At 74.5% G+C, this 25774-nt stretch carries 26 protein-coding genes and 3 tRNA genes; 18 read left to right on the top strand and 11 right to left on the bottom strand.

Annotation, left to right across the window (positions count from 1 at the left end; genetic code table 11):
• Nucleotides 1-70 precede the first annotated feature (70 nt).
• The 4 genes from D7I43_RS12115 to D7I43_RS12100 all read left to right on the top strand — a co-directional run bounded on the left by D7I43_RS12115 (nt 71) and on the right by D7I43_RS12100 (nt 2710).
• Complete coding sequence (locus D7I43_RS12115) at nt 71-367, top strand: hypothetical protein (RefSeq protein ID WP_120328555.1); 297 nt, start codon at nt 71-73, stop codon at nt 365-367.
• A gap of 9 nt (nt 368-376) precedes the next feature.
• Nucleotides 377-802, top strand: coding sequence for an alternative ribosome rescue aminoacyl-tRNA hydrolase ArfB (gene arfB / locus D7I43_RS12110; protein ID WP_120328554.1), 426 nt, complete (start codon nt 377-379; stop codon nt 800-802).
• A 114-nt stretch (nt 803-916) separates the two neighbouring features.
• Nucleotides 917-1915: an aldo/keto reductase gene (locus tag D7I43_RS12105; protein WP_120328553.1), complete on the top strand. Its 999-nt coding sequence runs from the start codon at nt 917-919 to the stop codon at nt 1913-1915.
• A gap of 195 nt (nt 1916-2110) precedes the next feature.
• Nucleotides 2111-2710: a TetR/AcrR family transcriptional regulator gene (locus D7I43_RS12100; RefSeq protein WP_120328552.1), complete on the top strand. Its 600-nt coding sequence runs from the start codon at nt 2111-2113 to the stop codon at nt 2708-2710.
• A 31-nt stretch (nt 2711-2741) separates the two neighbouring features.
• Here D7I43_RS12100 and D7I43_RS12095 read toward each other — a convergent pair whose 3' ends face one another.
• Together D7I43_RS12095 and D7I43_RS12090 are read right to left on the bottom strand one after the other, a co-directional pair.
• Nucleotides 2742-3620, bottom strand: coding sequence for a 3-methyladenine DNA glycosylase (locus tag D7I43_RS12095; RefSeq protein ID WP_120328551.1), 879 nt, complete (start codon nt 3618-3620; stop codon nt 2742-2744).
• A gap of 33 nt (nt 3621-3653) precedes the next feature.
• Nucleotides 3654-4991: a hypothetical protein gene (locus D7I43_RS12090; RefSeq protein ID WP_120328550.1), complete on the bottom strand. Its 1338-nt coding sequence runs from the start codon at nt 4989-4991 to the stop codon at nt 3654-3656.
• A 205-nt stretch (nt 4992-5196) separates the two neighbouring features.
• On the opposite strand from D7I43_RS12090, the gene D7I43_RS12085 reads away from it, so the two are divergent.
• The 4 genes from D7I43_RS12085 to D7I43_RS12070 all read left to right on the top strand — a co-directional run bounded on the left by D7I43_RS12085 (nt 5197) and on the right by D7I43_RS12070 (nt 6605).
• Nucleotides 5197-6000, top strand: coding sequence for a fumarylacetoacetate hydrolase family protein (locus D7I43_RS12085; RefSeq protein ID WP_120328653.1), 804 nt, complete (start codon nt 5197-5199; stop codon nt 5998-6000).
• Nucleotides 6001-6109: 109 nt separating this feature from the next.
• Nucleotides 6110-6181 (top strand) — tRNA-Gln (locus tag D7I43_RS12080).
• Nucleotides 6182-6313: 132 nt separating this feature from the next.
• A tRNA-Glu gene (locus D7I43_RS12075) sits at nt 6314-6386 on the top strand.
• Nucleotides 6387-6532: 146 nt separating this feature from the next.
• Nucleotides 6533-6605, top strand: a tRNA-Glu gene (locus D7I43_RS12070).
• Nucleotides 6606-6781: 176 nt separating this feature from the next.
• Here D7I43_RS12070 and D7I43_RS12065 read toward each other — a convergent pair.
• Complete coding sequence (locus D7I43_RS12065) at nt 6782-7468, bottom strand: IclR family transcriptional regulator (RefSeq protein WP_013284529.1); 687 nt, start codon at nt 7466-7468, stop codon at nt 6782-6784.
• A 49-nt stretch (nt 7469-7517) separates the two neighbouring features.
• Between D7I43_RS12065 and leuC the strand changes: the two genes are divergently transcribed.
• The 4 genes from leuC (at nt 7518) to D7I43_RS12045 (ending at nt 12475) form a co-directional block, all read left to right on the top strand.
• Entirely contained in the window at nt 7518-8963 is a 1446-nt protein-coding gene (gene leuC / locus D7I43_RS12060; RefSeq protein ID WP_120328549.1) for a 3-isopropylmalate dehydratase large subunit, read from the top strand.
• Between the two features lie 11 nt (nt 8964-8974).
• Nucleotides 8975-9562, top strand: coding sequence for a 3-isopropylmalate dehydratase small subunit (gene leuD, locus D7I43_RS12055; RefSeq protein ID WP_120328548.1), 588 nt, complete (start codon nt 8975-8977; stop codon nt 9560-9562).
• A 171-nt stretch (nt 9563-9733) separates the two neighbouring features.
• Entirely contained in the window at nt 9734-10357 is a 624-nt protein-coding gene (locus D7I43_RS12050; protein WP_192902126.1) for an HU family DNA-binding protein, read from the top strand.
• Between the two features lie 132 nt (nt 10358-10489).
• Complete coding sequence (locus D7I43_RS12045) at nt 10490-12475, top strand: endonuclease/exonuclease/phosphatase family protein (RefSeq protein ID WP_120328652.1); 1986 nt, start codon at nt 10490-10492, stop codon at nt 12473-12475.
• Nucleotides 12476-12532: 57 nt separating this feature from the next.
• Here the strand turns inward: D7I43_RS12045 and D7I43_RS12040 are convergent, their stop codons facing one another.
• The 4 genes from D7I43_RS12040 to cofC form a co-directional block, all read right to left on the bottom strand.
• Entirely contained in the window at nt 12533-13402 is an 870-nt protein-coding gene (locus tag D7I43_RS12040; RefSeq protein WP_120328546.1) for an NUDIX hydrolase, read from the bottom strand.
• Between the two features lie 173 nt (nt 13403-13575).
• The gene (locus D7I43_RS12035; protein WP_120328545.1) at nt 13576-15909 is read right to left on the bottom strand and encodes an RNA degradosome polyphosphate kinase; all 2334 of its coding nucleotides are present in this window, start codon (nt 15907-15909) and stop codon (nt 13576-13578) included.
• Nucleotides 15910-15963: 54 nt separating this feature from the next.
• Nucleotides 15964-16161, bottom strand: a complete 198-nt coding sequence (locus D7I43_RS12030) for a cold-shock protein (RefSeq protein WP_120328544.1) — start codon at nt 16159-16161, stop codon at nt 15964-15966.
• A 26-nt stretch (nt 16162-16187) separates the two neighbouring features.
• Nucleotides 16188-16829 (bottom strand): 2-phospho-L-lactate guanylyltransferase, encoded by a 642-nt coding sequence (cofC, locus tag D7I43_RS12025; protein WP_120328543.1) that lies wholly within the window; start codon nt 16827-16829, stop codon nt 16188-16190.
• A gap of 128 nt (nt 16830-16957) precedes the next feature.
• On the opposite strand from cofC, the gene D7I43_RS12020 reads away from it, so the two are divergent.
• The 4 genes from D7I43_RS12020 (at nt 16958) to D7I43_RS12005 (ending at nt 20774) form a co-directional block, all read left to right on the top strand.
• On the top strand, nt 16958-17689 hold the full coding sequence (locus tag D7I43_RS12020) for a lysophospholipid acyltransferase family protein (RefSeq protein WP_120328542.1): 732 nt from the start codon (nt 16958-16960) through the stop codon (nt 17687-17689).
• Nucleotides 17686-18702 (top strand): NAD(P)H-dependent glycerol-3-phosphate dehydrogenase, encoded by a 1017-nt coding sequence (locus tag D7I43_RS12015; protein WP_120328541.1) that lies wholly within the window; start codon nt 17686-17688, stop codon nt 18700-18702. The genes D7I43_RS12020 and D7I43_RS12015 overlap by 4 nt, the downstream gene beginning before the upstream one ends.
• 6 nt (nt 18703-18708) lie before the next feature.
• A complete protein-coding gene (locus tag D7I43_RS12010; protein WP_120328540.1) occupies nt 18709-19830 on the top strand; it encodes a cystathionine gamma-lyase in 1122 nt (373 codons plus the stop codon).
• A 161-nt stretch (nt 19831-19991) separates the two neighbouring features.
• Complete coding sequence (locus D7I43_RS12005; RefSeq protein WP_120328539.1) at nt 19992-20774, top strand: putative protein N(5)-glutamine methyltransferase; 783 nt, start codon at nt 19992-19994, stop codon at nt 20772-20774.
• A gap of 150 nt (nt 20775-20924) precedes the next feature.
• Here D7I43_RS12005 and D7I43_RS12000 read toward each other — a convergent pair whose 3' ends face one another.
• On the bottom strand, nt 20925-21125 hold the full coding sequence (locus D7I43_RS12000) for a DUF397 domain-containing protein (RefSeq protein WP_120328538.1): 201 nt from the start codon (nt 21123-21125) through the stop codon (nt 20925-20927).
• Between the two features lie 5 nt (nt 21126-21130).
• Nucleotides 21131-21976, bottom strand: coding sequence for a helix-turn-helix domain-containing protein (locus D7I43_RS11995; RefSeq protein ID WP_120328537.1), 846 nt, complete (start codon nt 21974-21976; stop codon nt 21131-21133).
• A gap of 273 nt (nt 21977-22249) precedes the next feature.
• Here D7I43_RS11995 and D7I43_RS11990 point away from each other — a divergent pair, with 273 nt between their 5' ends.
• The gene (locus tag D7I43_RS11990; RefSeq protein ID WP_120328536.1) at nt 22250-22468 is read left to right on the top strand and encodes a hypothetical protein; all 219 of its coding nucleotides are present in this window, start codon (nt 22250-22252) and stop codon (nt 22466-22468) included.
• A 34-nt stretch (nt 22469-22502) separates the two neighbouring features.
• Here the strand turns inward: D7I43_RS11990 and D7I43_RS11985 are convergent, their stop codons facing one another.
• Nucleotides 22503-23795, bottom strand: a complete 1293-nt coding sequence (locus tag D7I43_RS11985; RefSeq protein ID WP_120328535.1) for an ATP-binding protein — start codon at nt 23793-23795, stop codon at nt 22503-22505.
• A 214-nt stretch (nt 23796-24009) separates the two neighbouring features.
• On the opposite strand from D7I43_RS11985, the gene D7I43_RS11980 reads away from it, so the two are divergent.
• Entirely contained in the window at nt 24010-25116 is a 1107-nt protein-coding gene (locus D7I43_RS11980) for a D-alanine--D-alanine ligase family protein (RefSeq protein WP_120328534.1), read from the top strand.
• 28 nt (nt 25117-25144) lie between these two features.
• Here the strand turns inward: D7I43_RS11980 and D7I43_RS11975 are convergent, their stop codons facing one another.
• Nucleotides 25145-25774: a DUF3515 family protein gene (locus D7I43_RS11975; RefSeq protein ID WP_240032933.1), complete on the bottom strand. Its 630-nt coding sequence runs from the start codon at nt 25772-25774 to the stop codon at nt 25145-25147.

Here is a 25774-nt window from a genome sequence, read left to right as displayed (position 1 = left end):
TGTTGTCGGATATCCGGCCCGGGACCATCGGGCCATGGAAATATTACGGTGAGTATGGATACTGGCGTGGGTGGAGCGTCCTCTCATCGCGGTCCTCCTGCTGGCGGGCCTGCTCATCGGGTGTGGTGTGGGCTCGGCGTACACGCGTGCGCGGCGTGGTTGGGCCGACTACCAGGCGGCGAAGAAGACCGTGCCGGTCGCCCGCCGGACGGCCTGGCTGCTGATCCGGGCGGTCACCACCAAGGTCGGTGTGATCGCCCTGCTGCTGATCGGTGCGGTCGCGTACGCGGCGGTGGGCCCCGACGAGGAGACGGCCGGCCCGGCGCCGAGTCCGTCGGTGACCTCGAGCGAGCGTCCGGGGCGTTAGCCTCGGGGTGTGGATGGCGAGATGCGGGTGACCGACCGGTGGGTCGTCCCCGCGGCCGAGCTTCGGGAACGTTTCTCCCGGTCGTCGGGCCCCGGCGGCCAGGGGGTCAACACCGCCGACACGCGGGTCGAGCTGAGTTTCGACCTGGCCGGCTCGCCGAGCGTGCCCGAGTCCCTGCGTGCCCGGGCGTTGGACCGGCTCGCCAACCGCCTGGTCGACGGCGTCGTGACCGTCACGGCGAGCGAGCACCGGGCCCAGTTGGCCAACCGGGAGGCCGCGCGGGAGCGGCTCGCGGCGCTGCTGCGGGAGGCCGTGGCCCCGCCACCCCCGCCGCGTCGCCCGACCCGCCCGTCCCGCGGCGCCAAGGAGCGGCGGCTGGCCGAGAAGAAGCGCCAGTCCCAGCGCAAGCGCGACCGTCGCGTCGACGGCGAGTAACACCTCCTGACCGGTGAGCGTCAGGGGGTCCGGCCGCCTGCGAGTGACAGAATTTGGAGTCTGTCATCTGACGGCTGTAGTCTCCATACCGTCAACCACGGTGAGAGGACAGCCATGGACACTCGCAAGCTCGGCAGCACCGGCCCGACCGTCTCCGCCCTCGGGCTCGGGCTGATGGGCATGTCCGACCTCTACGGCGCCGCCGACGAGGCCGAGAGCATCGCCACCATCCACGCGGCGCTGGACGCCGGCGTGACCCTGCTCGACACGGGCGACTTCTACGGCATGGGGCACAACGAGATGCTGCTCCGTGACGCGCTGCGCGGCCGGAACCGGGACGACGTGGTCATCAGCGTCAAGTTCGGCTCGCTGCGCGACCCGGAGGGCGGCTGGCTCGGCTCCGACGTGCGCCCGGCCGCGATCAAGAACTTCCTCGCGTACACGCTGCGCCGCCTGGGCACCGACCACGTGGACATCTACCGGCCGTCCCGGATCCACTCCGACGTGCCCGTCGAGGACGTCGTCGGGACGCTCGGCGAGCTGGTCACCGCCGGGTACGTCCGCCACGTCGGCCTCTCCGAGGTCGGCGCGGAGACCCTGCGCCGCGCGCACAAGGTGCACCCGATCTCGGACCTGCAGATCGAGTACTCGCTGATCTCGCGCGGCATCGAGAGCGAGATCCTCCCGGTCGCCCGCGAGCTGGGCGTCGGCGTGACCGCGTACGGGGTGCTCTCCCGGGGCCTGATCAGCGGGCACTGGTCGGCGCAGCGTACGACCGCGCCGACCGACTTCCGTACCCACCTGCCCCGGTTCACCGGGGAGAACCTGGACCGCAACCTCGCCCTCGTGGAGCAGCTGCGGACGATCGCGGAGGCGCGCGGCGTCACGGTGGCCCAGATCGCCATCGCCTGGGTGCTCGGCCGAGGCGTCGACGTGGTGCCGCTGATCGGCGCCCGCCGGCGGGACCGCCTCACCGAGGCCCTCGGCGCGGCCCGGGTCGACCTGACCGAGGCCGACCTGGCCGCCATCGAAGCCGCGGTGCCCGCCGACGCGGTCGCCGGCACCCGCTACGACGCGGCGCACATGGCGATCCTGGACAGCGAGCGGCCATGACCGGGTGGCGGGTCGCCGCGCCGCGCCGGCCCGGGGGATCGCGCTGGTCTTCGCCCGCGCCGGCGCCCCACCCGGCCCGGCCGGGACGGGCCCACCGGCGTCCCACCGGGCCGGGACGGGCCCACCGGCGCCCGTCCCGGCCGGGCCGGTGGGGGTCGCCGTGACGCGCGGTGCCCCATCGGGGAGGCTGGGGTGATGAGCACCGACCCGGGCACCCTCTCCGCCGAGCGCATCCTGGACACCGCCGAGGAGGTGCTGCGCCGCTTCGGCCCGGCGAAGGCCACCGTGCTGGACGTGGCACGGGCGCTCGGCGTCAGCCACGGCAGCGTGTACCGGCACTTCCCGAGCAAGGCCGCACTACGGGCCGCGGTCGCGGAACGGTGGCTGGCCCGGGTCTCCACACCGCTGGTCGAGATCGCCACCGGCGAGGGCACGGCCGCCGACCGGCTGCGCCGGTGGCTGCGCGAACTGAGCCGGTCCAAGCGCCGGATCGCCCGCGAGGACCCGGAGCTGTTCGACAACTTCCAGCGGCTCGCGGCGCAGCTCGAGGACGTGGTGGCCACCCACCTCGAGGTGCTGGCCGGTCAGCTCGCGGTGATCGTGGCCGACGGGGTGGCCGCCGGGGAGTTCACCGCCGCCGACCCGGCGCTCGTCGGCCGCGCGGTGCTCCAGGCCACCGCGCGGTTCCACCACCCCGCGCACGTCAGCGAGTGGACCGAGCCGGGCCTGGAGGACGACATGGCCGCCGTGGTCGCGCTGCTGATCGACGGCCTGCGTACCCGCCCGGCCGGCTGAGCGCACCGTCGCGCCGGTCCCCGGCCCGCGGTCACCTGAGGAGCCGGTCGCACTCGTCGACCAGCCGGGCCCGCAGGGGTGCGGCGCGCTCGGCGAACGACCGTTGCGCCTGCACGTACTCGTGCCGGCCCTCGACCGTCTCCACCCGCACCGGCGGGTAGCCCAGGGCGGACAGGTCGTACGGGGAGGCGCGCATGTCGAGCGTGCGGATCTCCCTCGCCAGCTCGAAGCAGTCCGCCACCAGCTCGCTGGGGACCAGCGGCGAGAGCTTGTACGCCCACTTGTAGAGGTCCATGTTCGCGTGCAGGCAGCCCGGCTGCTCGTGCGCGTGCTGGGTCTCCCGGGTCGGGTTGAGCAGGTTCAGCGGCCGGGCCGGGGCCGTGAAGAACCGGTACGCGTCGAAGTGGCTGCACCGGATCCGGTTCGCCTCGACCGTCCGGGCGGTCTCCTCCGGGCTGAGCCGCAGCGGCCACGCGTTGTGCCGCACCTCCGCCTGGGTCTGCCGGTAGACCATGGCCCACTCGTGCATCCCGAAGCAGCCGAGGTGCGGCTGGCGGCCGGCGGTCGCCGCGAGCAGCGTACGGATCCACCGGATCGACTCCGCGCGCCGCGCGCGTACGGCGGCGGTGTCGAGCATGACCCCGGCGGCGACGGGCCGGTAGTCGCGGCCGAACTCGGCCGGGTCGGCGTCGCGCAGCTCGACCCCCGCGCCCGGATGCCAGCGGCGCAGCTGGGCGGGACGGTGCGAGTAGTACGTGAAGAGGAAGTCCTCGACCGGGTGCTTCTCGCCCCGGCGCCGCCGGGCCAGGTGCGGGCCGAGCCAGGCGTCGACCCGTTCCTCGTGGGCGCGACGCCGCCGCCGCCAGTCCGCCGCGTCGAGCACGGCGACGGGGGCGAGGGCGGCGGTCACCGACCCAGCGTACGACCGCCGCCCGTGGGCCGGTCAGGGCACGTCCACCCGCACGCCGGCCGAGAACACGCCGCTGCGCAGCTCCAACTGCTCCGGCGGCTCCCGGCCGTCGACGGTGAAGACCAGCGGCAGGACCGTCCGGCTGCCGGCGGCGAGCGGCTGGGCGAAGACGTCCCGTCCCAGGTTGGCCATCTGGGTGGCCGGCACGTCGGTGGTTACCCACCGGCCGCCCGGCAGGTACGCCCGTTGCAACTCGCCGTGCCAGGCCTGGTGCTCCGCCGTGAGGTTGCGCACCCCGACGGTGGCCTGGCACTGGCGACGGGACGCGGCGCCGGCCGGGGAGCAGGCCATCCGGTAGACGGTGAACTCGAAGGCCGACTCCCGCAGCGGCACGCCGACGACCCCGGACGCGCTGGTCCCGTGCCAGGCGCCACTCGTGGGGCGGCTGTCGGTGTCGACGGAGGTGACCTGGCGGGTGGCCGTCCAACCGGCCACGCCGACCACGCCCACGACCACCGCCGCCGCGCCCGAGACCAGCAACCAGACCGGCGGGGTGCGCCGCCGCGCCGCCGACCGGGGCGCCGCCGGACGCGGGTAGACGGTGCCGCGGCCCTGGCGGGGGTCGACGACGGGACGGCCACGGTCGGCGAGGGCGGCCGCGACCGGGCGGCGCCGTCGCCGCCACAACAACCAGGCGGTCACCGCGGCGAGAACCACGACCGCCGCCGCCACGCCGATCAGCACCGGGGTCCGGCGCCACGGCGGGGTCGCGGCCGGCTTCGCGGCCGGGGCCGCCGCGTTCCAGGTGGCGGTGGCACAGTCGTACGGCCGGTTGCCGTCGCTGGTGAACGCGCAGGCGGGCGCCGTCACCGCCTGGCCCGTCGGGGCCGCCGCGAGCGAGGTGTTCAGGGTCGTGACGCTGCGGGCCGGCAGCTTCAGCCGCCAGGTGACCTCGCTGGCGTCGTGGCCGGCGATCCGGCTGGTCCGGCCGCCGGCGGTGACGAGCGAGGGGGCGGCCCCGGGCGGCAGTTCCTGCCGGACCGTCGTGTCCACGGCGGTGTTGCCGGTGTTGCGGACGTGGATCCGGTACGCCGGTGCCGGCGTGGGCGCCGGGGCCACCGCCACGGTGACCGGTGGCCGGGGTGGCGGCGGCATCGCCCGGGTGGGCGTGGGCACCGCCGGCGGCGCCGAGGGCATGCTCGGCCGGTCCGAGGCCGGGTCCGAGGGTGTGGGCTGTGCCACCGCGGCCGGTCTGGGCCGTGCGGCCGCCGGGTCGGGAGCCACCGCGGGCAGGGCCGGCACGGCGGCGAGGAGACCGAGGCAGTGGACGAACACCGCGAGGGCCTTGTGGTGTCGTGTCGATGCAGGCATGCGAACGAACCTCCGGAGCCGACGCTAGGGGCGGGGACACGTCGTGCGGGTATGAAGTGGCGAAACCCGCCCCCTGCAGCGGTCGTTCGCGTAGGCTGCGCGTCCCGACGTCACCACCCGGGCAGGCTGCGTGCCATGCCGTGGCAGCTCGGCGCGCACCGCCCGCCGTACCGGGATCGCCCGGCGGCGGGGCTAGATTTGCGTGGTGCGTATCGCTCGTTTCGCTCATGCCAAGGGAATGTCGTTCGGGGTCGTCGAGGGCGAGCCGGAGGCCGGGCCGCAGGGCCTGACCGTCGCCGAGATCGAGGGGCACCCGTTCGGCCAGATATCGTTCACCGGCGCCCGTTGGGCGCTCTCCGACGTACGGCTGCTCTCGCCGATCCTGCCGAGCAAGGTGGTGTGTGTCGGCCGCAACTACGCCGAGCACGCCGCCGAGCACGGCAGCGAGGTGCCGAAGGAACCCCTGCTCTTCCTCAAGCCGTCGACCTCGGTGATCGGGCCCCGCGACGCGATCCGGCTGCCGATCTTCTCGAAGCAGGTCGAGCACGAGGCGGAGCTGGCCGTGGTGATCGGCGCGCCGGGGGCGCGCCGTGCCGACCGGGCCGCCGCCGAGCGGGCCATCTTCGGCTACACCTGTGCCAACGACGTGACGGCCCGGGATCTGCAGCGCTCCGACGGCCAGTGGACCCGGGCGAAGGGCTTCGACTCGTTCTGCCCGCTCGGGCCGTGGATCACCACGGGCCTGGACGTGTCGGATCTCGAGATCCGCTGCGAGGTCGGCCCGGACCCGGACGCGCTGGAGGTGCGGCAGCTCGGCCGTACGCGGGACATGGTCTTCGACGTGCCGGCGCTCGTGTCGTACATCTCACACGTGATGACGCTGCTCCCCGGCGACGTCGTGCTGACGGGCACGCCGGCGGGGGTTAGTCCCCTCACCGACGGGGATACGGTGAGCGTGCGGATCGAGGGGATCGGCGAGCTCACCAACCCGGTGGTGCCGGTCGCCTGATCCGGGCTCCGACGCCGCGGAACCCCTGGTCACCTGGGGTTCGTGGGGTTGGATTTGGCCTGTCGGCGGCGGGAGGGTAAAGTTCATTCCCGGCGCCGCAAGGGGCCATTGGGGTATGGGGTAATTGGCAGCCCGACTGATTCTGGCTCAGTTAGTCTAGGTTCGAGTCCTGGTACCCCAGCAGCCGGTGTTCGTGAGAATGTCGGTCGCTGACTCTTGTCAGAAGGCCGCATCGGCCCCGTGAAGGGGTCGGGCGGCGTTCTGGTAGGGTTCAGCGGCGCCGCTCGCAGGAGCGGTGAGGGAAGAAGGTTCTGGCCCCGTCGTCTAGCGGCCCAGGACGCCGCCCTCTCAAGGCGGTAGCGCCGGTTCGAATCCGGTCGGGGCTACATTCGCGGCCCGTCTCGCTTCGGTGAGGCGGGCCGTTCTCCTTTTGCCGGGTCTACCCACCCGGACCCGGTTCACACCCCGCCCACGGGCGCCGCTAGACTCAGCGGGCGCCGTCCGGCAGGGCGGTGGAGCACGGAACGTGCCTGGCCCCGTCGTCTAGCGGCCCAGGACGCCGCCCTCTCAAGGCGGTAGCGCCGGTTCGAATCCGGTCGGGGCTACACCTGCGGAACGGCCCGCCTCGCCACGCGAGGCGGGCCGTCCCCGTCCGTCCCCTCCGCGCCCGTCCCCGCTCCCGTCCCCGCTCCCGGTGATCATGAGGTTGGCGGGGCCCGGGGAGATCGAACCGCCCGTCAACCTCATGATCACGCGGGTCGGGTGAGCGCCCGGGAGCCGGTCAGAGGCCGCTCAGGCGTTGACCGGCGCGGACGACGGCCATGGCGTGCCGCTCGCCCGGACGGCGGCCCAGGCGCTCGATCGGCCCGGAGATGCTGATCGCCGCGATCACCCGGCCGGTCCGGTCCCGGATCGGCGCCGAGACGCTCGCCACACCGGCCTCCCGCTCGGCCACGCTCTGCGCCCAGCCGCGCCGGCGCACCTCGGCGAGGGTGCGGCCGGTGAACTTGGACCGCGGCAGCAGCGGCATGACCGCCTCCGGCGGCTCCCAGGCGAGGAGGATCTGCGCCGCGGACCCGGCCGTCATCGGCAGGACCGACCCGACCGGGACCGTGTCCCGGAGCCCGCTGGCCCGCTCCGCGGCGGCCACGCAGATCCGCTCGTCCGCGCGGCGCAGGTAGAGCTGGGCGCTCTCGCCGGTGGCGTCGCGCAGCGCGGCCAGCAGCGGCTCCGCGGCGGTCAGCAGGACGTCCGGCGCCGCGTTGGCGAGCTCGCCGAGCCGTGGCCCGGGGCGCCAGCGGCCCTGCGTGTCGCGTACCAGCATCCGGTGGATCTCCAGGGCCTGGGCCAGCCGGTGCGCCGTGGCCCGGGGCAGCTTCGTGCGTTCAACGAGTTCGGCCAGGCTGGCGCCGTCGACGCAGGCGGCGAGGATGACCACCGCCTTGTCGAGAACGCCGACACCGCTCATACTGTGTCCCACAAGCCGAAATTTACCTCCCAGAATTTAGGATGTCCAGATGGTGGGAGTCACTCCTGAGCCGAGGACCCTGGCCGAGAAGGTCTGGGACGCGCACGTCGTACGGTCCGCCTCCGGTGAGCCGGACCTGCTCTACATCGACCTGCACCTGCTGCACGAGGTGACCAGCCCGCAGGCGTTCGACGGGCTGCGGCTCGCCGGCCGCCGGGTGCGCCGTACCGACCTGACGATCGCGACCGAGGACCACAACACCCCGACCGGCTACGCCGACCCGGCGTTCCGCGCGCGGCGCGGCGACCTGCTCACCGTCGCCGACCCGACCTCGCGCACCCAGCTCGAGACGCTGCGGCGCAACTGCGCCGAGTTCGGGGTCCGCCTGCACCCGCTGGGCGACGAGAACCAGGGCATCGTGCACGTCATCGGCCCGCAGCTCGGGCTCACCCAGCCCGGCATGACCATCGTCTGCGGCGACTCGCACACGGCCACGCACGGGGCGTTCGGGGCGCTCGCGTTCGGCATCGGCACGAGCGAGGTCGAGCACGTGCTGGCCACCCAGACGCTGCCGCAGAGCCGGCCGAAGACGATGGCCGTGACCGTGAACGGGCAGCTCGCGCCCGGGGTGACCGCCAAGGACCTGGTGCTCGCCCTCATCGCGAAGGTCGGCACCGGCGGGGGCCGCGGCCACATCGTCGAGTACCGCGGCGAGGCGATCCGCGCCCTGTCCATGGAAGGCCGGATGACGGTCGCCAACATGTCCATCGAGTGGGGCGCCAAGGCCGGCATGATCGCGCCGGACGAGACGACGTTCGCGTACCTCAAGGGGCGGCCCCACGCGCCGCAGGGCGCCGACTGGGACGCCGCCGTCGCCCACTGGCGGACGCTTGCCACCGACGAGGGCGCGACGTTCGACGCCGAGGTGACGCTCGATGCCTCCGAGGTGACGCCGTTCGTCACCTGGGGCACGAACCCGGGCCAGGGCGCGCCGCTGAGCGGGCGGGTGCCGGACCCGGAGGAGTTCGTCACCGAGCCCGAGCGGGCCGCGGCCCGGCGCGCGCTGGAGTACATGGACCTGCGGCCCGGCACGGCGCTGCGCGACCTGGCCGTCGACGTGGTCTTCGTGGGCTCCTGCACCAACGGCCGGCTGGAGGACCTGCGCGCCGCCGCCGACGTGCTGCGCGGGCGCAAGGTGGCCGACGGGGTGCGGATGCTCGTGGTGCCGGGCTCGGCCGCGGTCCGCGAGGCCGCCGAGGCGGAAGGGCTCGACAAGGTGTTCACCGACGCGGGTGCCGAGTGGCGCTTCGCCGGCTGCTCCATGTGTCTCGGCATGAACCCGGACACGCTGCGGCCGGGCGAGCGCTCCGCCTCCACCTCCAACCGCAACTTCGAGGGCCGCCAGGGCCGGGGCGGGCGTACGCACCTGGTCTCCCCGCCGGTCGCCGCCGCCACCGCGGTGGTGGGCCGGCTGGCCGCTCCCGCCGATCTGTAGAGGGGACACCGATGGAGAGCTTCACCACCCACACCGGCACCGCCGTGCCGCTGCGCCGTTCCAATGTGGATACCGATCAGATCATCCCGGCCGTGTACCTCAAGCGGGTGACCCGAACGGGTTTCGCCGACGGGCTCTTCAGCGCCTGGCGGGAGGACCCGACATTCGTCCTGAACGATTCCGCGTATTCGGGGGCGTCGATTCTGGTGGCCGGTCCGGAGTTCGGCACCGGATCCTCCCGGGAGCACGCCGTCTGGGCCCTGCGCGACTGGGGCTTCCGGGCGGTCATCGCCCCCCGGTTCGGCGACATCTTCCGCGGCAACGCTCTCAAGGAGGGTCTGCTGCCGGTCGAGTTGGAATTGAAAGCGGTCGAGGAACTCTGGGATCTCGTCGAGTCCGACCCCACCACCCCGGTCACCGTCGACCTGACCGCCCGCGAGGTCCGCGCCGGGGACGCCACCTGGTCGTTCCCGCTGGACGACTTCAGCCGGTGGCGGTTGATGGAGGGCTTGGATGACATTGGACTCACCCTCCGGCACGAGGCCGAGATCAGCGCCTACGAGGCGAAGCGGCCGTCCTTCCTGCCGTCCGTCGTGTAGCCGTACGCGCCACACGCACAACGGATTCGCCCCCACCGGCGCGCCGGTGGGGGCGAATCCGTTACGACACAAGGGCTTTTTTCCACCGAATGTTTGTGTCCCGGCAGCACAGGGCATACCGTGCGCGCAGAATGGCTCGCGTCGAGTCAGTTGCACAATCGGGAGGAAGTCGTGAACAAGGCCGAGCTCATCGAGGCGCTCGCCGTTCGCCTGGGGGACCGGAAGACGGCGACGGCCGCGCTCGACGCGGTCCTCGCTGAGGTCCAGGCGGCGGTCACCAAGGGCGAGAAGGTGGCGATCACCGGTTTCGGAGCGTTCGAAAAGCGCGTACGGGGCGCGCGAACAGCCCGGAACCCCCGGACCGGCGAGGCGGTGAAGGTCAAGAAGACGTCCGTCCCGACCTTCCGGCCCGGCGCCGGTTTCAAGGAGATGGTGGCCAGCGGCAAGGTGCCGAAGGCCACGGCGGCGGCGAAGAAGACCACCGCGGCCGCCAAGACCACCGGTGCCAAGGCGACGGGCGCGAAGGCGACCGGCGCGAAGGCCACGGGTGCCAAGGCCACCGGCGCCAAGGCCACGGCCGCCGCGAAGAAGACCACGGCGAAGAAGACCGCGGCCAAGGCGACCAAGACCACCGCGGCGACCAAGACCGCCAGCAAGAAGGCCGCCCCGGCGCGGAAGACCGCCGCGGCGGGCCGGACCGCCGCGGCGAAGAAGACCGCGGCCAGCAAGAGCACCACGGCGAAGAAGGCGCCGGCGAAGAAGGCCCCGGCGAAGAAGGCGGCCACCCGCCGCTGAACGACAGGGCACGAAGGGCGTCCACCGCGAGGGTGGGCGCCCTTCGCGCGTACGGAGGCGTTGACCCCGCCCGCCGCCGCGCCGACAATCGCGGTGCCGGCCACCCCCGCCGGCGTCGACGGGAGGCGCCCGGTGCGTCAACGCCAACTCGCCACGGCCCTCGTCGCGCTGGGCGTCGTCCTCCTCACCGACGTGCTGCGCGTCTGGCTGCCCGGCATCATCACCATCTTCGGGCAGGCGGCCTCCACCCCGGCGGAACTCATGGGGGCGTTCGCCCTCGGCTGGTTCGTCCTGGCCCTCGCCGCGCCGGCGCTGATCCGCCGCGCCGGCTCCCGCCCGGTGACCCTCGCGGCGGCCGCCCTGCTGGCCGGTACGCGCCTCGCGCTCACAGCCACACCGGGCGGCCGGACGCAGCTCTGGCTCGCCACCGCCGGCCTCGTGGCCGGGCTGGTCTGGCTCGCCGGCACCGCCGCCACGACCGAACGCCCGGTGCCGGGCCTGGCCGTCGGGCTGGCCGTCGCCGCCGCGGGGCACGCCGTCCTCGACACGTACGACCTGGTCTGGTGGGGCCGTTGGGAGGCCTGGCTGGTCAGCGCCGTGCTTGTGGTGCTGTTCCTGGCCGGGCACGCGCGACGGCCCGTACCGTCGGGGTCCGGCGGCGCGCGGGCGTGGCTGCTGGCCGGCCCGGCGCTGCTGCTGTCCGGCATGGTGGCGCTCTCCCCGGGGCTCGCCCGCACGGCCAACTCGTACCTCCAGGGCGACCCGGGTGTCGCCCGGTCCCCACTGCTCGGTCTCGCGCCGCTGCCGGTCGCGGTCGCCGTCTTCCTGGTCGCCGCCCTCACGGGAGCGTTCGTGTCGTCCCCGTGGGCGCGGGCGGCCGGGCCGGCGGCCCTGCTGGCCGGTGCCGTGCTGTTCGCCCTCGACCGCGGGAACCTGCTGCTGCCGGCACTGCTGGTCACCGCCGTGGGCCTCGGCGCGTGCCTGGCGCGAACCGGTGCGGGGCCGGTCGCCGGCACCGGCGGACCGGCCGTCGACGCCGGACACACCGCCCACGGACCGGCCGCCGACGGGTCGGCCGTCGACGGCGAGGCCACCGCCGGTCGTGCCCCGGCCGCCGGCGCCGCCCGGGCGGGGGCCCGCCGGGCGTACGCGGCCACGGCCGGGATGCTCGTGTTCGCGCTCGCGGCCGTCGCCTACTACTCCGCCTACGACCTCGGTTACCCGAACGGCTGGGTGCCGGTGGCGGTGGCCGGGCTGGTGGCCGCCGTCGCCCTGACGGCCGGTCCCGTCGGCGATCCGGCACCCCGGGCGCTGCCTCCCGTCCGGACCACCGCGGCGGTCACGGCGCTGGCCCTGCTCGCCCCCCTGGTGGCCGACGACGTGGCGGTCGTCGGCAACCGGAGCGGCCCGCCCGCCCGCCTGACCGTGGCGGCGTACAACATCCGGATGGGCTTCGGGCTGGACGGCCGCCTCGACCTCCCGGGCCTGGCCGGGATCCTGCGACGGCAGGACCCCGACGTCGTGGTGCTCAGCGAGGTCGACCGGGGCTGGCTGCTCAACGGCGGGCACGACACCCTCGACCTGCTCGCCGACCGGCTCGGCATGGCGTACGTCTTCGCACCCGCCGCCGATCCGCTCTGGGGCGACGCGGTGCTGAGCCGCTGGCCGGTCACCGCCCCCCGAACCCTTCCGCTGCCCGCCGTCGGCGCACCCACCGGCGCGCAGGCCCTGGCGGTCACCGTCGACCTCGGCGACGGGGTACGGCCGGCGGTGGTGAGCACCCACCTGCAACCGCCACCGGGCCGCCAACCGGTCGTCCAGGCCCGCGCGGTGGCGGAGTTCGCGACCGCGTACGCGGGCGGACGGCCGCTGGTGGTGGCGGGGGACATGAACACCGAGCCCGGCGACGCGGCGTTCGCGGAGTTCACCCGTGCCGGGCTCGTGGACGCGCTGGCCGCGGCCCGGCCGTTGCCCACCAGCCCCGCCGACCGGCCCCGCGAGCAGATCGACCACGTGTTCGTGACGCCGGGCCTGCGTCCCGGTGACGTGGCGGCGCCGCCCGGCACGGCGAGTGACCACCTGCCCGTCGTGGTGACCCTCACCCTGCCGCCGGTCTGAGGCCGCCCACCGCGGCCCGGGGGCCACGACGGCCGGGGCACGCGTGGGGAACGCGGGTCAGAGACGCTCGGCGGCGAGGAGCGTCTCGTGCGCGAAGGCGAGCAGCCAACCGCCGCCCTTCGGGGTCGTGAAGTCCGCACCCACGCGGCCGGTGAGCCGTTCCAGCGCGCCCGGGATCACCCTGCCCTGGCTGCACACCGCGACCTGGCCGCCGGCCCGCGCCAGCTCCACGAGGCGGCCGGCGAGGGCGAGGGACCGCTCGTCGCGTTGCTGGCCGGGGCGGGGCTCGTCGAGGTCGCCGCAGACCTCGATGGGCAGGTCCAGGGCGGCGGCGGCCGGGTCGAGCGTCTGGACGCACCGCCGGGCCGACGCGGAGAGCAGCCGGGCGGGGCGTACGAGGGCCACCAGCTCGGCCAGGGCACGGGCCTGCGCCCACCCCTCCGCGTCGAGAGGGCGCCCGGTGTCGGGGCCGGACCAGGTGCCCCGGGCGCCGGCATGACCGTGCCGCACGAGCAGCACCGTCGCGGTGACCGGGGGCAGGGCGGCGAACGCGCCCAGCACCTCGGCGTCGTGCGGGTAGCTGACCAGCCGCACCGCCTCGTCCGCCGGAAGCCAGCGCACGTCGTCGACCTCGGTGCCGGGCTGGAACCCGCCGTTGGCCACCGCCCGCATGGACCAGTAGTCGACCACCTTGGGCCGTCCCTCGCTGCGGTAGCGCGCCGACGGCAACCGGACCTGCGGCACCGCCCGCACGTCGGTCTCCTCGGCGACCTCGCGGACCGCGGCGACCAGCGGGTGTTCGGCCGGCTCCAGCTTCCCCTTCGGCAACGACCAGTCGCCGTAGCGGGGCCGGTGCACGAGGCAGACCTCGACGCCTTCGGGCCCCGGGCGCCACGCCACCCCGCCGGCCGCCCGGATCTCCGTCACCGCGGCCCTCCGGCGCTCGCCGGCCGGCGCAGCCGTGGGGCGGGCACCGTACGGGCGGCCGGGACGAGGTCCGGGCCGCCGGCGGCGTCGTCCGGCGCGGGGCGCGCGGGAAGGCCGTGGGCCGCGCCTCGGCGCCGCTGTCGAGTCACCCCGTCAGCCTATGCCCGGGCCGGTCAGCCCGCGGTGCCGCCGACCCGGCTCAGCAGCAGTTCCTGAAGGTGGGCGCGCGGCTCGTCCGCCGTGCCGGCCCGGCGCGTCCAGGTGCCGTCGGCCGCCAGCTCGAACGCCTCCACGTCCGGGCTCATGGCCTCGGTCAGCACGTGGGCCAGCTCGGCGCGGGCCACCGGGTCGGTCACCTGCACCAGCGCCTCGACCCGCCGGTCCAGGTTCCGGTGCATGAGGTCGGCCGACCCGATCCAGATCTCCCCGTCGCCGTCGTTGCCGAACCGGAAGACGCGGGAGTGCTCCAGGAACCGGCCGAGGATCGAGCGGACCCGGATGTTCTCCGACAGGCCCGGCACCCCCGGCCGCAGCGCGCACATCCCCCGGATCAGCAGGTCGACGTGGACGCCCGCCCGGGACGCCCGGTAGAGGGCGTCGATGACGGCCTCGTCGACCAGCGCGTTCACCTTGAACTGGACCAGGCCCGGCATGCCCAGCCGGACGTGGGTGATCTCGCGTTCGATCCGCTCGACGAGGCCGCGCCGGATGCCCTGCGGCGCCACGAGCAGCCGCCGGTACGCCGTCTGCCGGCTGTAACCGGTGAGCACGTTGAACAGGTCGGTGAGGTCGGCGCCGATCTCCGGGTCGGCCGTCAGCATGCCGAAGTCCTCGTAGAGCCGGGCGGTCTTCGGGTGGTAGTTGCCGGTGCCGATGTGGCAGTAGCGGCGGATCTGGTTGCCCTCCTGCCGCACCACGAGCGCCGTCTTGCAGTGCGTCTTCAGGCCTACGAGGCCGTACACGACGTGGCAGCCGGCCCGCTCCAGCGTGCGGGCCCAACCGATGTTGGCCACCTCGTCGAAGCGGGCCTTCACCTCGACGAGCACCACCACCTGCTTGCCGGCCGCGGCGGCGTCGACGAGCGCGTCGACGATCGGGGAGTCACCGCTGGTGCGGTACAGGGTCTGCTTGATGGCCAGCACGTTCGGGTCGGCGGCGGCCTGCTCGATGAAGCGCTGCACGCTCGTCGCGAACGAGTGGTACGGGTGGTGCACGAGGATGTCCCCGTCGCGCAGGGTGGCGAAGACGCTGCGGGGCACCTCCCCCTCGGTGAGCCGGGGGTGCGTGGCCGGCACGAACGGCTTGTCCTTCAGGTCCGGCCGGTCCGCCTCGTCGTACAACTGCCACAGCGCGGACAGGTCGAGCAGGCCGGGCACCCGCAGCACGTCCTGGTCGTCCATGTCCAGCTCACGGACGAGCAGGTCGAGCATGTGGTCGCTGATCGAGGCGGCCACCTCCAGGCGTACGGGCGGCCCGAACCGGCGGCGGGCCAGCTCCCGCTCCAGCGCCTGGAGCAGGTCCTCGTCCCGGTCCTCGTCGACCTCCACCTCGGCGTTGCGGGTGACCCGGAACAGGTGGCACTCGACGACCTGCATGCCGGAGAACAGCTGGCCCAGGTGCACCGAGATGAGGTCCTCGACGGGAAGCATCCGCACCCCGGGCCGGTCCCGGTGCACCCGGACGAAGCGGGGCACGTTGTTGGGGACCTTCACGCGGGCGAACAGCTCCGACCCGCCGTCCGGGTCGCGGACCGCCACCGCCAGGTTGAGCGACCGCCCCGAGATGTACGGGAACGGGTGCGCGGGGTCCACCGCCAGCGGCGTGAGCACCGGGAAGATCTGCTCCCGGAAGTACGTGCGCAGCCGTTCCCGCTCGTCGTCGTCCAGGTCGCTCCAGCGCATGATGCGGACGTCCTCGTCGGCGAGCTTCGGCAGGACGTCGTCGACGAAGCAGGCGGCGTGCCGGGCCACCAGGGTGGCGGTCTTCTCGGCGATCAGCGCCAGCTGCGTCCGCAGGGGCGTCCGGTCGCCGCCGCGGACCGGCAGGCCCGCCTGCAGGCGGCGCTTCAGGCCGGCCACCCGGACCATGTAGAACTCGTCGAGGTTGCTGGCGAAGATGGCCAGGAACTTGACCCGCTCCAGCAGGGGCGTACGCGGGTCCTCGGCGAGCGCGAGGACCCGGGCGTTGAAGTCGAGCCAGGAGAGTTCCCGGTTGAGGAAGCGGTCCTCGGGCAGCGCCGGGGCGGTCTGCTCGCCGTCGGGGCGTACCGGCGCGGGGCCCGCCTCGGCGACCGGGTCCAGCACCTCCTCCAGACCGGAGGAGGCGGACGCCGCGTCGGCCGCGGGGACGTCGGTGCGGGCGGCCCGGGTGTGCTCGACGCGGTCCTCGTCGCCGTCGGCCGGCCGGTCGGCCCGGAAGCGGCCGTCGGTGCCGCGAAGGCGGGTGCCGTTGCGGGCCCCGGACGGGTCGGTCGAGGAGGTGGCGGGTCGCTCGCGAGGGGTGCTCACCCGCTCATAATCACCCGATTCCGGTAAACGGAAAATGAACTTGGCGGCACCTCGTCAGCTCATCGTCGGCAACGTCACCCGTACCACCTCGCCGGAGGCGTCACGCTCCACCCGGACCCGCTGCCCGAGGCGGAGCAGGCGCAAGCCGGAGGCGTCGAAGGCGCGTGCCGGGAAGGGCAGTTCGGTGCCGTCGTCGAGGAGCAGCACACCGCTGCGGGTCGCCGCGTCGTAGGTGGCCACCGTGCCCTGCATGCCAGCACCGTACACCGGAGGGCCGGTCAGCCCGGCGTGCCGGCGGCACAGCCCGCGGCGAGCACCGCGGTGCGGGGCCCGAGCCCGAGCCGGGCGGCGGCCGCGAGGTCGGCCGGGGTGTCCACGTCCCGGCGCAGGGTCGGCCAGTCGCCGGTCAACGGCAGCGCCCCGCTCGCGGCGTGTGCCGCCGCCGAGGCCACGCCGAAACGGGGCTCCAGCGGCGTCCCGGGCGGTGCGGTGAGCAGCACGGTGCCGTCGCCGGGGGCGTCGGCCACGTACCGCCGTACGGCCGGGCCGTCCTGCGCGGCCTCCAGCGCGGCGGCCAGCTCGGCCGGACGCAGGGCCGGCAGGTCGGCCGTGAGGCCGGCCACCCACCCGCCGCCCGCGGCGGCGGCGCCGTGGCGGAACGCCGCGTTCAGCCCGGCGGCCGGCAGGTCCGGCAGCGTCCGGGCTCCGCTCTCGCGGGCCACCGCGGCCACCCGGGCGTCGTCGGTGACTACCAGGACGTCGGCGACCACGGGACACGCGCGCACCGCGGCGACCGTGTCGGCCGCCAGGGCCAACGCAAGCTCCTCGTGCGGTACGCCCGGCAGCGCCCCGCGCAGGCGGCTCTTCGCGGCCGACAGCGGCTTCACCGGCACCACGACGGCCCACCTCGGCTGACTCACAGCCGCAATCCTGCCAGCCGGTCGGCGGCACCCTCGCTGGCCCGCGGCACAGGGGAGCAGGCATGATTTCCGCTGCGGGGAGCGCCGGCGGGTCCGGTGCGCGGACCCCGGCGGCACGAGGAGGCGCGGTGGCACGGCGGAGACTGGGATTCTGGCCACGGGTGGCCGCGGTGCTGGTGAAGCCGATCATGGTCGTGTGGACCCGGCGCACGTGGCGTGGCATGGAGCACCTGCCCCGCGAGGGCGGCGTCATCATCGTGGCGAACCACCTGTCGCACGCCGATCCGCTGGTCTCGGCGCACTTCATCTACGACGCCGGCCGCTGGCCGCAGTTCCTCGCCAAGGCGAGCGTGTTCCGGGTGCCCGTGGTCGGCTGGATCCTGCACCGCTGCCGGCAGATCCCCGTGGAGCGGGGAACCGTCGACGCGGCCCGGTCGCTGGACAAGCTGGTCGAGGCGGTACGCCGCGGCGACGCCGTGGTGATCTACCCGGAGGGCACCACCAGCCGGGAGCCGGACCTCTGGCCCATGAAGGGCAAGACGGGTGCGGCCCGGCTCGCGCTCCTCACGGGCGCCCCGGTCGTACCCGTGGCCATGTGGGGCCCGGAGCGGATCTTCGACCCGCGTACGGCCCGGATCAGCCTGCGGCCGCGGATCCCCGTGACCGTCGTGGCCGGCCCGCCGATCGACCTGAGCCGGTGGGAGGGCGCGTCGCCCACCCGGGGCACGCTGGAGGAGATGACCGACACGATCATGCTGCGGTTGCGGGACATGCTCGCCGAGATCCGCGGCGGCACGCCGCCGCCGCTCTGGGAGCGTTCGAGCCGTCCGCAGCGCCAGCAGCAGGGCGAGGCGGCGTGAGCGGGCGTGGTGGGCACGTCGCGGTGCTGGGTGCCGGCTCGTGGGGCACCGCGTTCGCCAAGATCCTCGCGGATGCCGGCCGCGAGGTGACCATCTGGGCGCGGCGGCAGCCGGTGGCCGACACCCTCCGGACGGAGCGGCGCAACCCCGAGTACCTGCCGCACCTGGTCCTGCCGGAGCGGGTCACCGCCACCTCCGACGCCGCCGAGGCGATCACCGACGCCGAGCTGGTCGTGCTGGCCGTGCCGTCGCAGACGTTGCGCGCGAACCTCGCCGAGTGGGCCGGGTACGTGCACCCCGACGCGACGCTGGTGTCGCTCATGAAGGGCATCGAGCTCGGCACCACCAAGCGCATGAGCGAGGTGATCGTCGAGACCGCCGGAGTGACGGCGGACCGGGTGGTGGTCGTCTCCGGCCCCAACCTGGCGCCGGAGATCGCGGCCGAGCAGCCCGCCGCGACCGTGGTCGCCGGCACGGACAGCCGGCGGACGGCGCTCGTGCAGTCGTCGATCCGTACGCCGTACCTCCGCCCGTACACCAACGACGATGTGATCGGCTGCGAGCTGGGCGGCGCCGTGAAGAACGTGATCGCCCTCGCGTACGGCATCGCGACCGCCATGGGCTTCGGCGACAACACGCGGGCCATGCTGATGACGCGGGGACTGGCCGAGACCGCCCGGCTCGGCGTGGCGCTCGGCGCCGACCCGATCACCTTCGCCGGCCTGGCCGGCATGGGTGACCTGGTGGCCTCCTGTTCCTCGCCGCTGGCCCGCAACCGCACCTTCGGGGAGCACCTGGGCCGGGGGGAGACGATGGAGCAGGCGCAGGCCGCGACCCGGCAGACCGCCGAGGGCGTGAAGAGCTGCCTGTCGATCCGTGACCTGGCCCGCGCGCACGGCGTGGAGATGCCCATCACCGAGCAGGTCGAGCGGATCTGCCACGAGGGGATGGACCCGCGCATCGCCGTGGACACACTGATGAGCCGGACCGCCAAGCCCGAGTCGTACGAGTGAGGACCGATGAACGAACCAGGTGACGGCACCCGCTGCGTGCACGCCGGTCTGCCCGAGCCGGTGCCGGGCCAGCCGTTCCTGCCCGGGCCGGTCTTCGCCGCGCCGTACCACCTGGACCCGTGGCAGGGGCCGGCCGGCGCGCCGAACGGCTACGGCCGCCCGGACAACCCGACCCGGCGGCTGCTCGAGGCCGCGATCGGGGAGCTGGAGGGTGGGGACTGCCGGGTCTTCGCGAGCGGGCAGGCCGCCATCACCGGGCTGCTGCTCACCGTGCTGCGTCCCGGCGACACCGTGGTGCTCCCCGCCGACGGGTACTACACCGTGCGCGCGTTCGCGAGCGCCGCGCTGGAGGCCATCGGCGTACGCGTGCTCCTCGCGCCCACCGCCGGGCCGTACCCGTCGCTGGACGGGGTGCGGCTCGTCCTGCTGGAGACGCCGGCGAACCCCGGGCTCGACGTGGTGGACGTGGCCGACCTGGCCGAGCGGGCGCACGCGGCCGGCGCCCTGGTGGCCGTGGACAACACCACCGCCACGCCGCTGGGGCAGCGGCCGCTGGACCTCGGCGCGGACCTGGTGGCGGCCTCCGGCACGAAGGCCCTCACCGGCCACTCCGACCTGCTGCTCGGTTACCTCGCCACCCGGTCGCCCGAGTTGCTGGGGGCGGTCACCGTCTGGCGCAACGCCACCGGCGCGATCCCCGGCGCGTTCGACGCGTGGCTCGCCCACCGCTCACTGGCCACCATGGACCTGCGGCTGGGCCGGCAGGCCGCCAACGCCGAGGCCGTCGCGTCGCTGCTCGCCGGCCGCCCGGACGTGACCGGCCTGCGGTGGCCCGGCCGGCCCGAGGATCCGTCGTACGCGGTGGCGTCGGCGCAGATGCGGCGGATGCCGGGGGTGCTGTCCTTCGACCTCGGGGACGCCGACCGGGTGGCCCGGTTCGTCGACGCCGCCCGACTGGTCGTGGCCGCCACGTCCTTCGGCGGCCTGCACACGACGGCCGACCGGCGGGCCCAGTGGGGCGACGACACCTCGCCCGGATTCGTGCGGCTCTCCTGCGGGATCGAGGACACCGCCGACCTGGTGGCCGACATCGCCGCCGCGCTGGACGCCGCCGGCCCGGCGAGCTGACGCCGTCCACGGCCGGGTATCGTTCCGGTGGCCGCACACGCGGCCCCGACCCGAGGAGGTGAGTCCGATCCGCCCGACAGCAGGACCGGCGCTCCCTTCCGAGTCCACGCCGCGCCGATAGCGGCGGCCCGGGGCGCCGACGAGTGTCCCCGGAGGTTTCCATGACCACTCCCATCGACCGTCCCGCCCTGGTGCGGCGGCTGCGCGCCGCCGGTTGCGTCTACGCCGAGGACGAGGCGGACCTGCTCCTCGACAGCGCGGACTCCCCGGCCGCGCTCGCCGACCTCGTGGCGCGCCGGATCGCCGGCGAACCGTTGGAGCACCTGCTCGGCTGGGCCGAGTTCTGCGGGCTGCGGGTCGCCGTCGACCCGGGCGTCTTCGTGCCCCGCGGTCGTACGGCCCTGCTGGTCGCCGCCGCGGCGGCGGTGACCGGTCCCGCGTCGGCCGTCGTGGACCTCTGCTGCGGCTCCGGCGCGACCACCCTCGCGCTGGCCCGCCGGCTCGCGCCGCGCTGGCTCGCCGCCACCGACATCGACCCGGCGGCGGTGGCCTGCGCCCGGCGCAACCTCGCCGGCCTCGACGTCCCGGTCTTCACGGGCGACCTGTTCGCGCCGCTGCCGCCGCACTGGCGTGGCCGGCTGGACCTCGTCGTCGCGAACGCCCCGTACGTGCCGACGGAGGCGGTGGCGCTGCTGCCGCCCGAGGCGCGGCTGCACGAGGCGCCGGTGGCGCTCGACGGTGGTGCCGACGGGTTGGCCGTGCTGCGCCGGGTGGCCGCCGGGGCGGGCGAGTGGCTCGCCCCCGGTGGGCATCTCGTGGTGGAGGCCGCCGAGAGCCAGGTCGAGGCCCTGTGCGCGGCGCTCACCGCGGCGGGACTGGTGCCGGGCGTGCGGCACGACGAGGACCTGGAGGCCACCGCGGTCACGGCCCGCCGCCCGGCCTGAGCGTCGCCGCGTTCCTCGTCACCCCGGCACCGGAGCGGCGGCCCCGCCGGCGCGGCCCCGGGCGACGGCGAACGGCCGGCCACCGCCCACCGGTGGCCGGCCGGGTCACCGGCGACCGGCCGCCGCCCACCGACGGCCGGTCGCGCGGGGTCAGCGGCGCGGAGGCGCCTGCGCGAAGGCGGTCCAGGCCGCCGGGGGGAAGAGCAGGGCGGGGCCGTCCGGGTCCTTTGAGTCGCGTACGGCCACCAGCTCGGGGATCACCGCCACCTCCACGCAGGCGCCCTCGTCACCGCTGCGGCTGCTCTTGCGCCAGCCGGCCGCGGCCAGCGCCGCGCTGATCGTCGGTGTCATCGTCCCTACCGTCCCTTCAGGAGTTGGAGCAGCTGGTCGCGGCTGCCCGTCGGGCTGAGCGCGACCGTCCGCAGGTGTTCCATGATCTTGGTGCAGGTACGCAGGTCGCCCGGGCGGTCGAGGATCATCTGACCGGCCACCGTCTCGACCGAGGCGATGATCGGGTCCTCCGGGTCGGCGAACTCCAGGATGTGCAGGGAGCCGCGGGTGCCCCGGTGGTAGCCGGCGGCCAGCGGGATCACCTGGACCGTGATGTTCGGCAGCTCGGACATCTTCAGAAGGTGCCGCAGCTGGCCGTCCATGACCGACCGGTCGCCGACCGGGCGGAGCAGCGCGCCCTCGTCGATGATCGCGTCGAGGATGGGCGGGGCATCGCCGGTGAGCCGCTCCTGGCGGTCGAGCCGCACCTTGACGCGCTGCTCGACCTCCTCGTCGCTGAGCGTGTGGGGCCCGCCGCGCATCACCCCGCGGATGTAGTCGGCCGTCTGGAGCAGGCCGGGCACCACCGAGGGCTCGAAGTTGGCGATGCCGGTCGCCTCGGCCTCCAGGGCGATGAAGTCGATGGTGCGCCGGTCCAGCAGGTACGAGTAGGAGACCCACCAGCCGGGCTTGCGCGCGTCCTTGGCCAGCTGCACGGCCGCGTTGACCTCGTCGGGGGCGACTCCGTAGAGGGTGAGCAGCGCGCGTACGGTGGCCGGCTTCACCGGGGACTGCGCGTTCTCGTAGCGCGAGAGCGTGCTGCGGGTGCTGTTGATCTCGTCCGCCGCGGCCTCGAGGGTGAGGCCGGCGGCCTCCCGGTGCGTACGCAGGGCGAGCCCGAGTCGGCGGGCGCGAGCGGTCTTCGGCGCCATGCATCGATGGTCGCATACATCTTTGGGAATGTATACATGAGAGAACGCCGGTGAGAGTTGCATTCATGGCTGCGCACCTGTCAATCTGTTACCGCGTCCTCACCGCCGGTTGTCGTGGCGACGGTGGCGGTGAGCGACCGGAGGGGATGGGGCGCGCGGCGATCGGGTTTCTCCCCCGTGCCCGGTCGCCGCGTGCCGCGCCGTCCCCCTGGCGGAGGGAGTGAGCGTGCGTACCGGTCCGCAAGTCCACCCCGACCACCCCGGGAGCCGGCCATGACCCGCTTCCTGGTGGTGCTCACCGACGTGCGCCCGTTCGACGGGCCCGGCCGCGACGAGCGGGCCTGCCCGGAGCGGCGCCGCCAGGTGGTCGGCGCCAGCAGCCGGGAGGCGGCCGACCGCATCGCGGGCGCCTTCATGGCCCTGGGCATGGTGCGGGCCGGCCGGCAGCGGGTGAAGGTGATCGCGGTCGGCCGCCGGCACGCCCGCGAGTGACCACCGGCCGGGCGCGCGCCACGGCCGGACGCGGTCAGAGCAGCTTGCGCTTCTTGAGGTAGGCGACCAGGTCGTCGTAGACGCCGCCCTCGTTGGCGAACATCGCCACGTTGCGGGCCGTGGCCATCCACGGCCGGGTCGACGGCCGGACCTCCTTCAGCGCCCGTTCGAGGTCCCGCTGCTCGATCATGCGCACCTCGCCGCTGCGGACGGAGTCGGCCATGGCGTACTCGGCGGCGGTCTCGCAGAGGTGCGCCAGGTCGGCCCCCGAGTAGTCCTCGGTGGCCGCCACCACCCGCCGCAGGTCGATGCCGGCGATCGGCCGCTCCCGCAGGTGGTACTCGAGGATGGCGGCGCGGGCCTCGGCGTCCGGCGGCAGCACGAGCACCACGCGGTCCAGCCGGCCCGGACGGCGCAGCGCGGGGTCCACGTCCCACGGGGTGTTGGTGGCGGCCAGCACGAAGACGCCCTCGTTGTCGCCCTCCATGCCGTCCAGCTCGGCCAGCAGCTGGTTGCCCAGCGTCCGCATCGAACTGGAGCTGACCTGGGAACGCTTGTGCCCCAGCGCGTCGATCTCGTCGAGGAACAGCACGCACGGCGCGTTGCGTCGGGCCGCCTGGAACAGCTCGTGCAGGTTGCGCTCCGAGTTGCCCAGCCACATGTCGAGCACGTCGACGATGGAGAGCGAGACGAACTTCGCGCCCATCTCGCCGGCCACCGCCCGGGCGAGGAACGTCTTGCCGCACCCGGGCGGACCGTAGAGCATGAGGCCGCCGCGCAGGCTCTTGCCGTACATCTTCCGCAGCTGCGGGTTGCGCAGCGGGCCGAGGAAGGCCAGCTCCAGCCGCTCCTTCACGGCCGACATGCCGCCGACGTCGGCCAGCCGCAGGGTCGAGGTCTCCACGTCGTACAGCCGGTCGTGCTCGCCGGCGACCGGTTCCGGCTCGTCGCCGGTCGGGACGAAGCGCGGCGGGACCACGTCCGACAGCTCCTGCTCGTACGCCGAGAGTGGGTCACCGCCGGGCCCGGCCGGGGCCGGACGCTGCGCGGGCGGTCGGGGCGCCGCCGTGGCCGGACCGGGATCGGCCGCCGACGCCGCGTCCGGCGCCGGCCGGGGCGGGGGCACCGGTCCGAGTGCCCGTTGCATGAGCGCCTGCGCGGCCTCGTTGCCCGGATCCCGGGCGAGCGCCTGACCGATGTGGGCGATGGCCTCCCCGCCCCGGTCGGCGTCGAGCAGCAGCGTGGCGAGGTGCAGGCGCAGCGGCACGTCCTCCGGGCGTGCGTCGACCGCCGCCCGCAGGCTGTCGAGGAGCGCGTCGGAACTCACAGGGTGGCAGCGTAGTGGGGGCGGCGGACGGAGCGGCGCACCGACCGCCCCGCTGTGACCAGCGCGCGCCCGGGGTGATTACGCACCGTGTGCGCTCGTTGACCGGTTTCGAGGGTCTGCCGCGTCTCGCCGGGTATCGCCCTCGTCTCGCCGCCACGCACAGTAAGGTCAACCGGTGAGCAACCCAGCGCAGCCGACCGGAGAGGTGACCGGAGTGACCACCCCAGGCAAGACCCGCGTGGCCGTCGTCTTCGGCGGTCGCAGCCCGGAGCACGGCATCTCCTGCGTCAGCGCCGGCAGCGTGATCGGCGCGCTCGACCCCGACGAGTACGAGGTCGTGCCGGTCGGCATCACGCGGGCGGGGCAGTGGGTCCTCACCGACGGCGACCCGGGCAGCCTCGCCATCCAGTCCCGGCGGCTGCCCGAGATCACCGCGCAGTCCGGTGTCGACCTGGTGCTGCGCGCGGACCCGACCGGCAACGGCCTCATGGTGCTCGACCCGGTCGACGGGCCCCGGGCGCTCGCCGACGTGGACGTGGTCTTCCCCGTCCTGCACGGCGCGTACGGGGAGGACGGCACCATCCAGGGCATGCTGGAGATGGCCGGCATCCCGTACGTCGGGGCGAACGTCTTCGCGTCCGCCGCCGCCATGGACAAGGAGTTCACCAAGAAGCTCTGCGCCGCCGAGGGCATCCCCATCGGTCCGTACGCGGTGCTGCGCAACGGCATGACCCTCAGCGAGGCGGAGAAGGAACGGCTCGGGCTGCCGGTCTTCGTGAAGCCGTCCCGGGCCGGTTCGTCCTTCGGCATCACGAAGGTCAGCGACTGGGCGCAGCTCGACGCGGCGGTCGCCGTCGCCCGGCAGATCGACCCGAAGGTGCTCGTCGAGGCCGCCGTGGTCGGCCGGGAGATCGAGTGCGGCGTGCTGGAGGGTGAGGCCGGCGGTACGCCGGAGGCGTCGGTGCTCGCCGAGGTCCGGGTCGTGGCCGACCACGAGTTCTACGACTTCGAGGCGAAGTACATCGACTCGGACGAGGTCTGCGAGTACGACGTCCCCGCCAACCTGCCCGAGCGGGTGGCCCGGCAGGTCCAGGAGTACGCCGTGCGGGCGTTCACGGCCCTGGACTGCGCCGGACTGGCCCGGGTGGACTTCTTCGTCACGCCCGAGCTGGACGTCTACCTCAACGAGATCAACACCATGCCGGGGTTCACGCCCTCGTCGATGTTCCCGCGGATGTGGGCGGCCTCCGGCCTGGAGTACCCGAAGCTGGTGGACCGCCTGATCCGCACGGCCCTCAACCGGGGCGCCGGCCTGCACTGAGGCACCGGCCTGTGCCGGGGCGCCGGCGTCAGCCCCGGCAGCCGGCCGGGATGTCGCCGCCGGAGGGCACCGAGGCAACGATCGTGTCGGAGAACGGGGCCACCCACTGCAACGGCTGCTCGTAGGCACGCGGGACGCGGACCGTCACGGCGGTCTCCCGGTCCATCGTCGTGAGCACGGTGGCCTCGGACTGCTCGTCCGCGTACCAGCAGACCTTGTTGACCACCCAGACGTCGGAGGTGGCCGGGATCGTCGGCTCGGCGCCACCGCAGGCCACCGTGACCGCCGGGTCGCCGTACGCGGCGTTCTGCTCCGGGCCGGCGGTCACCGGGCGCTGCGGGAGGTCGCGGACGCTGGACGGCAACTGCGAGAGCAGCGCGCGGCAGAGTGTGGCCGGCCGCTCGGCCAGCGCCGGGGCCGCCATCTCGACCGGCGCGGTCGACTGGACGCGCGGAGCCGTCGCCGACGGCGTCGGGTCGGCCGCGGGCTCGTCCGGCGCGAGCTGCGCGAACGTGAGCCCGCCCACGAGCAGCGTGATCGGCAGCGCGACGAGGGCCGCGATCAGCGCGGCGCGGCGGGTGGTCCGGTCCGGGCCCGGTCGGTCGCCCGTCGCGTCCGGCCGTTCGTCGGTCTGCGCGTCGACGGAGGTAGTAGTGAT

This window comes from Micromonospora globbae (genome assembly GCF_003610785.1).
Taxonomy (GTDB): domain Bacteria; phylum Actinomycetota; class Actinomycetes; order Mycobacteriales; family Micromonosporaceae; genus Micromonospora; species Micromonospora globbae.
The sequence above is the reverse complement of the archived record's forward strand: the minus strand, read 5'-3'. Positions and strand labels throughout refer to the sequence as shown.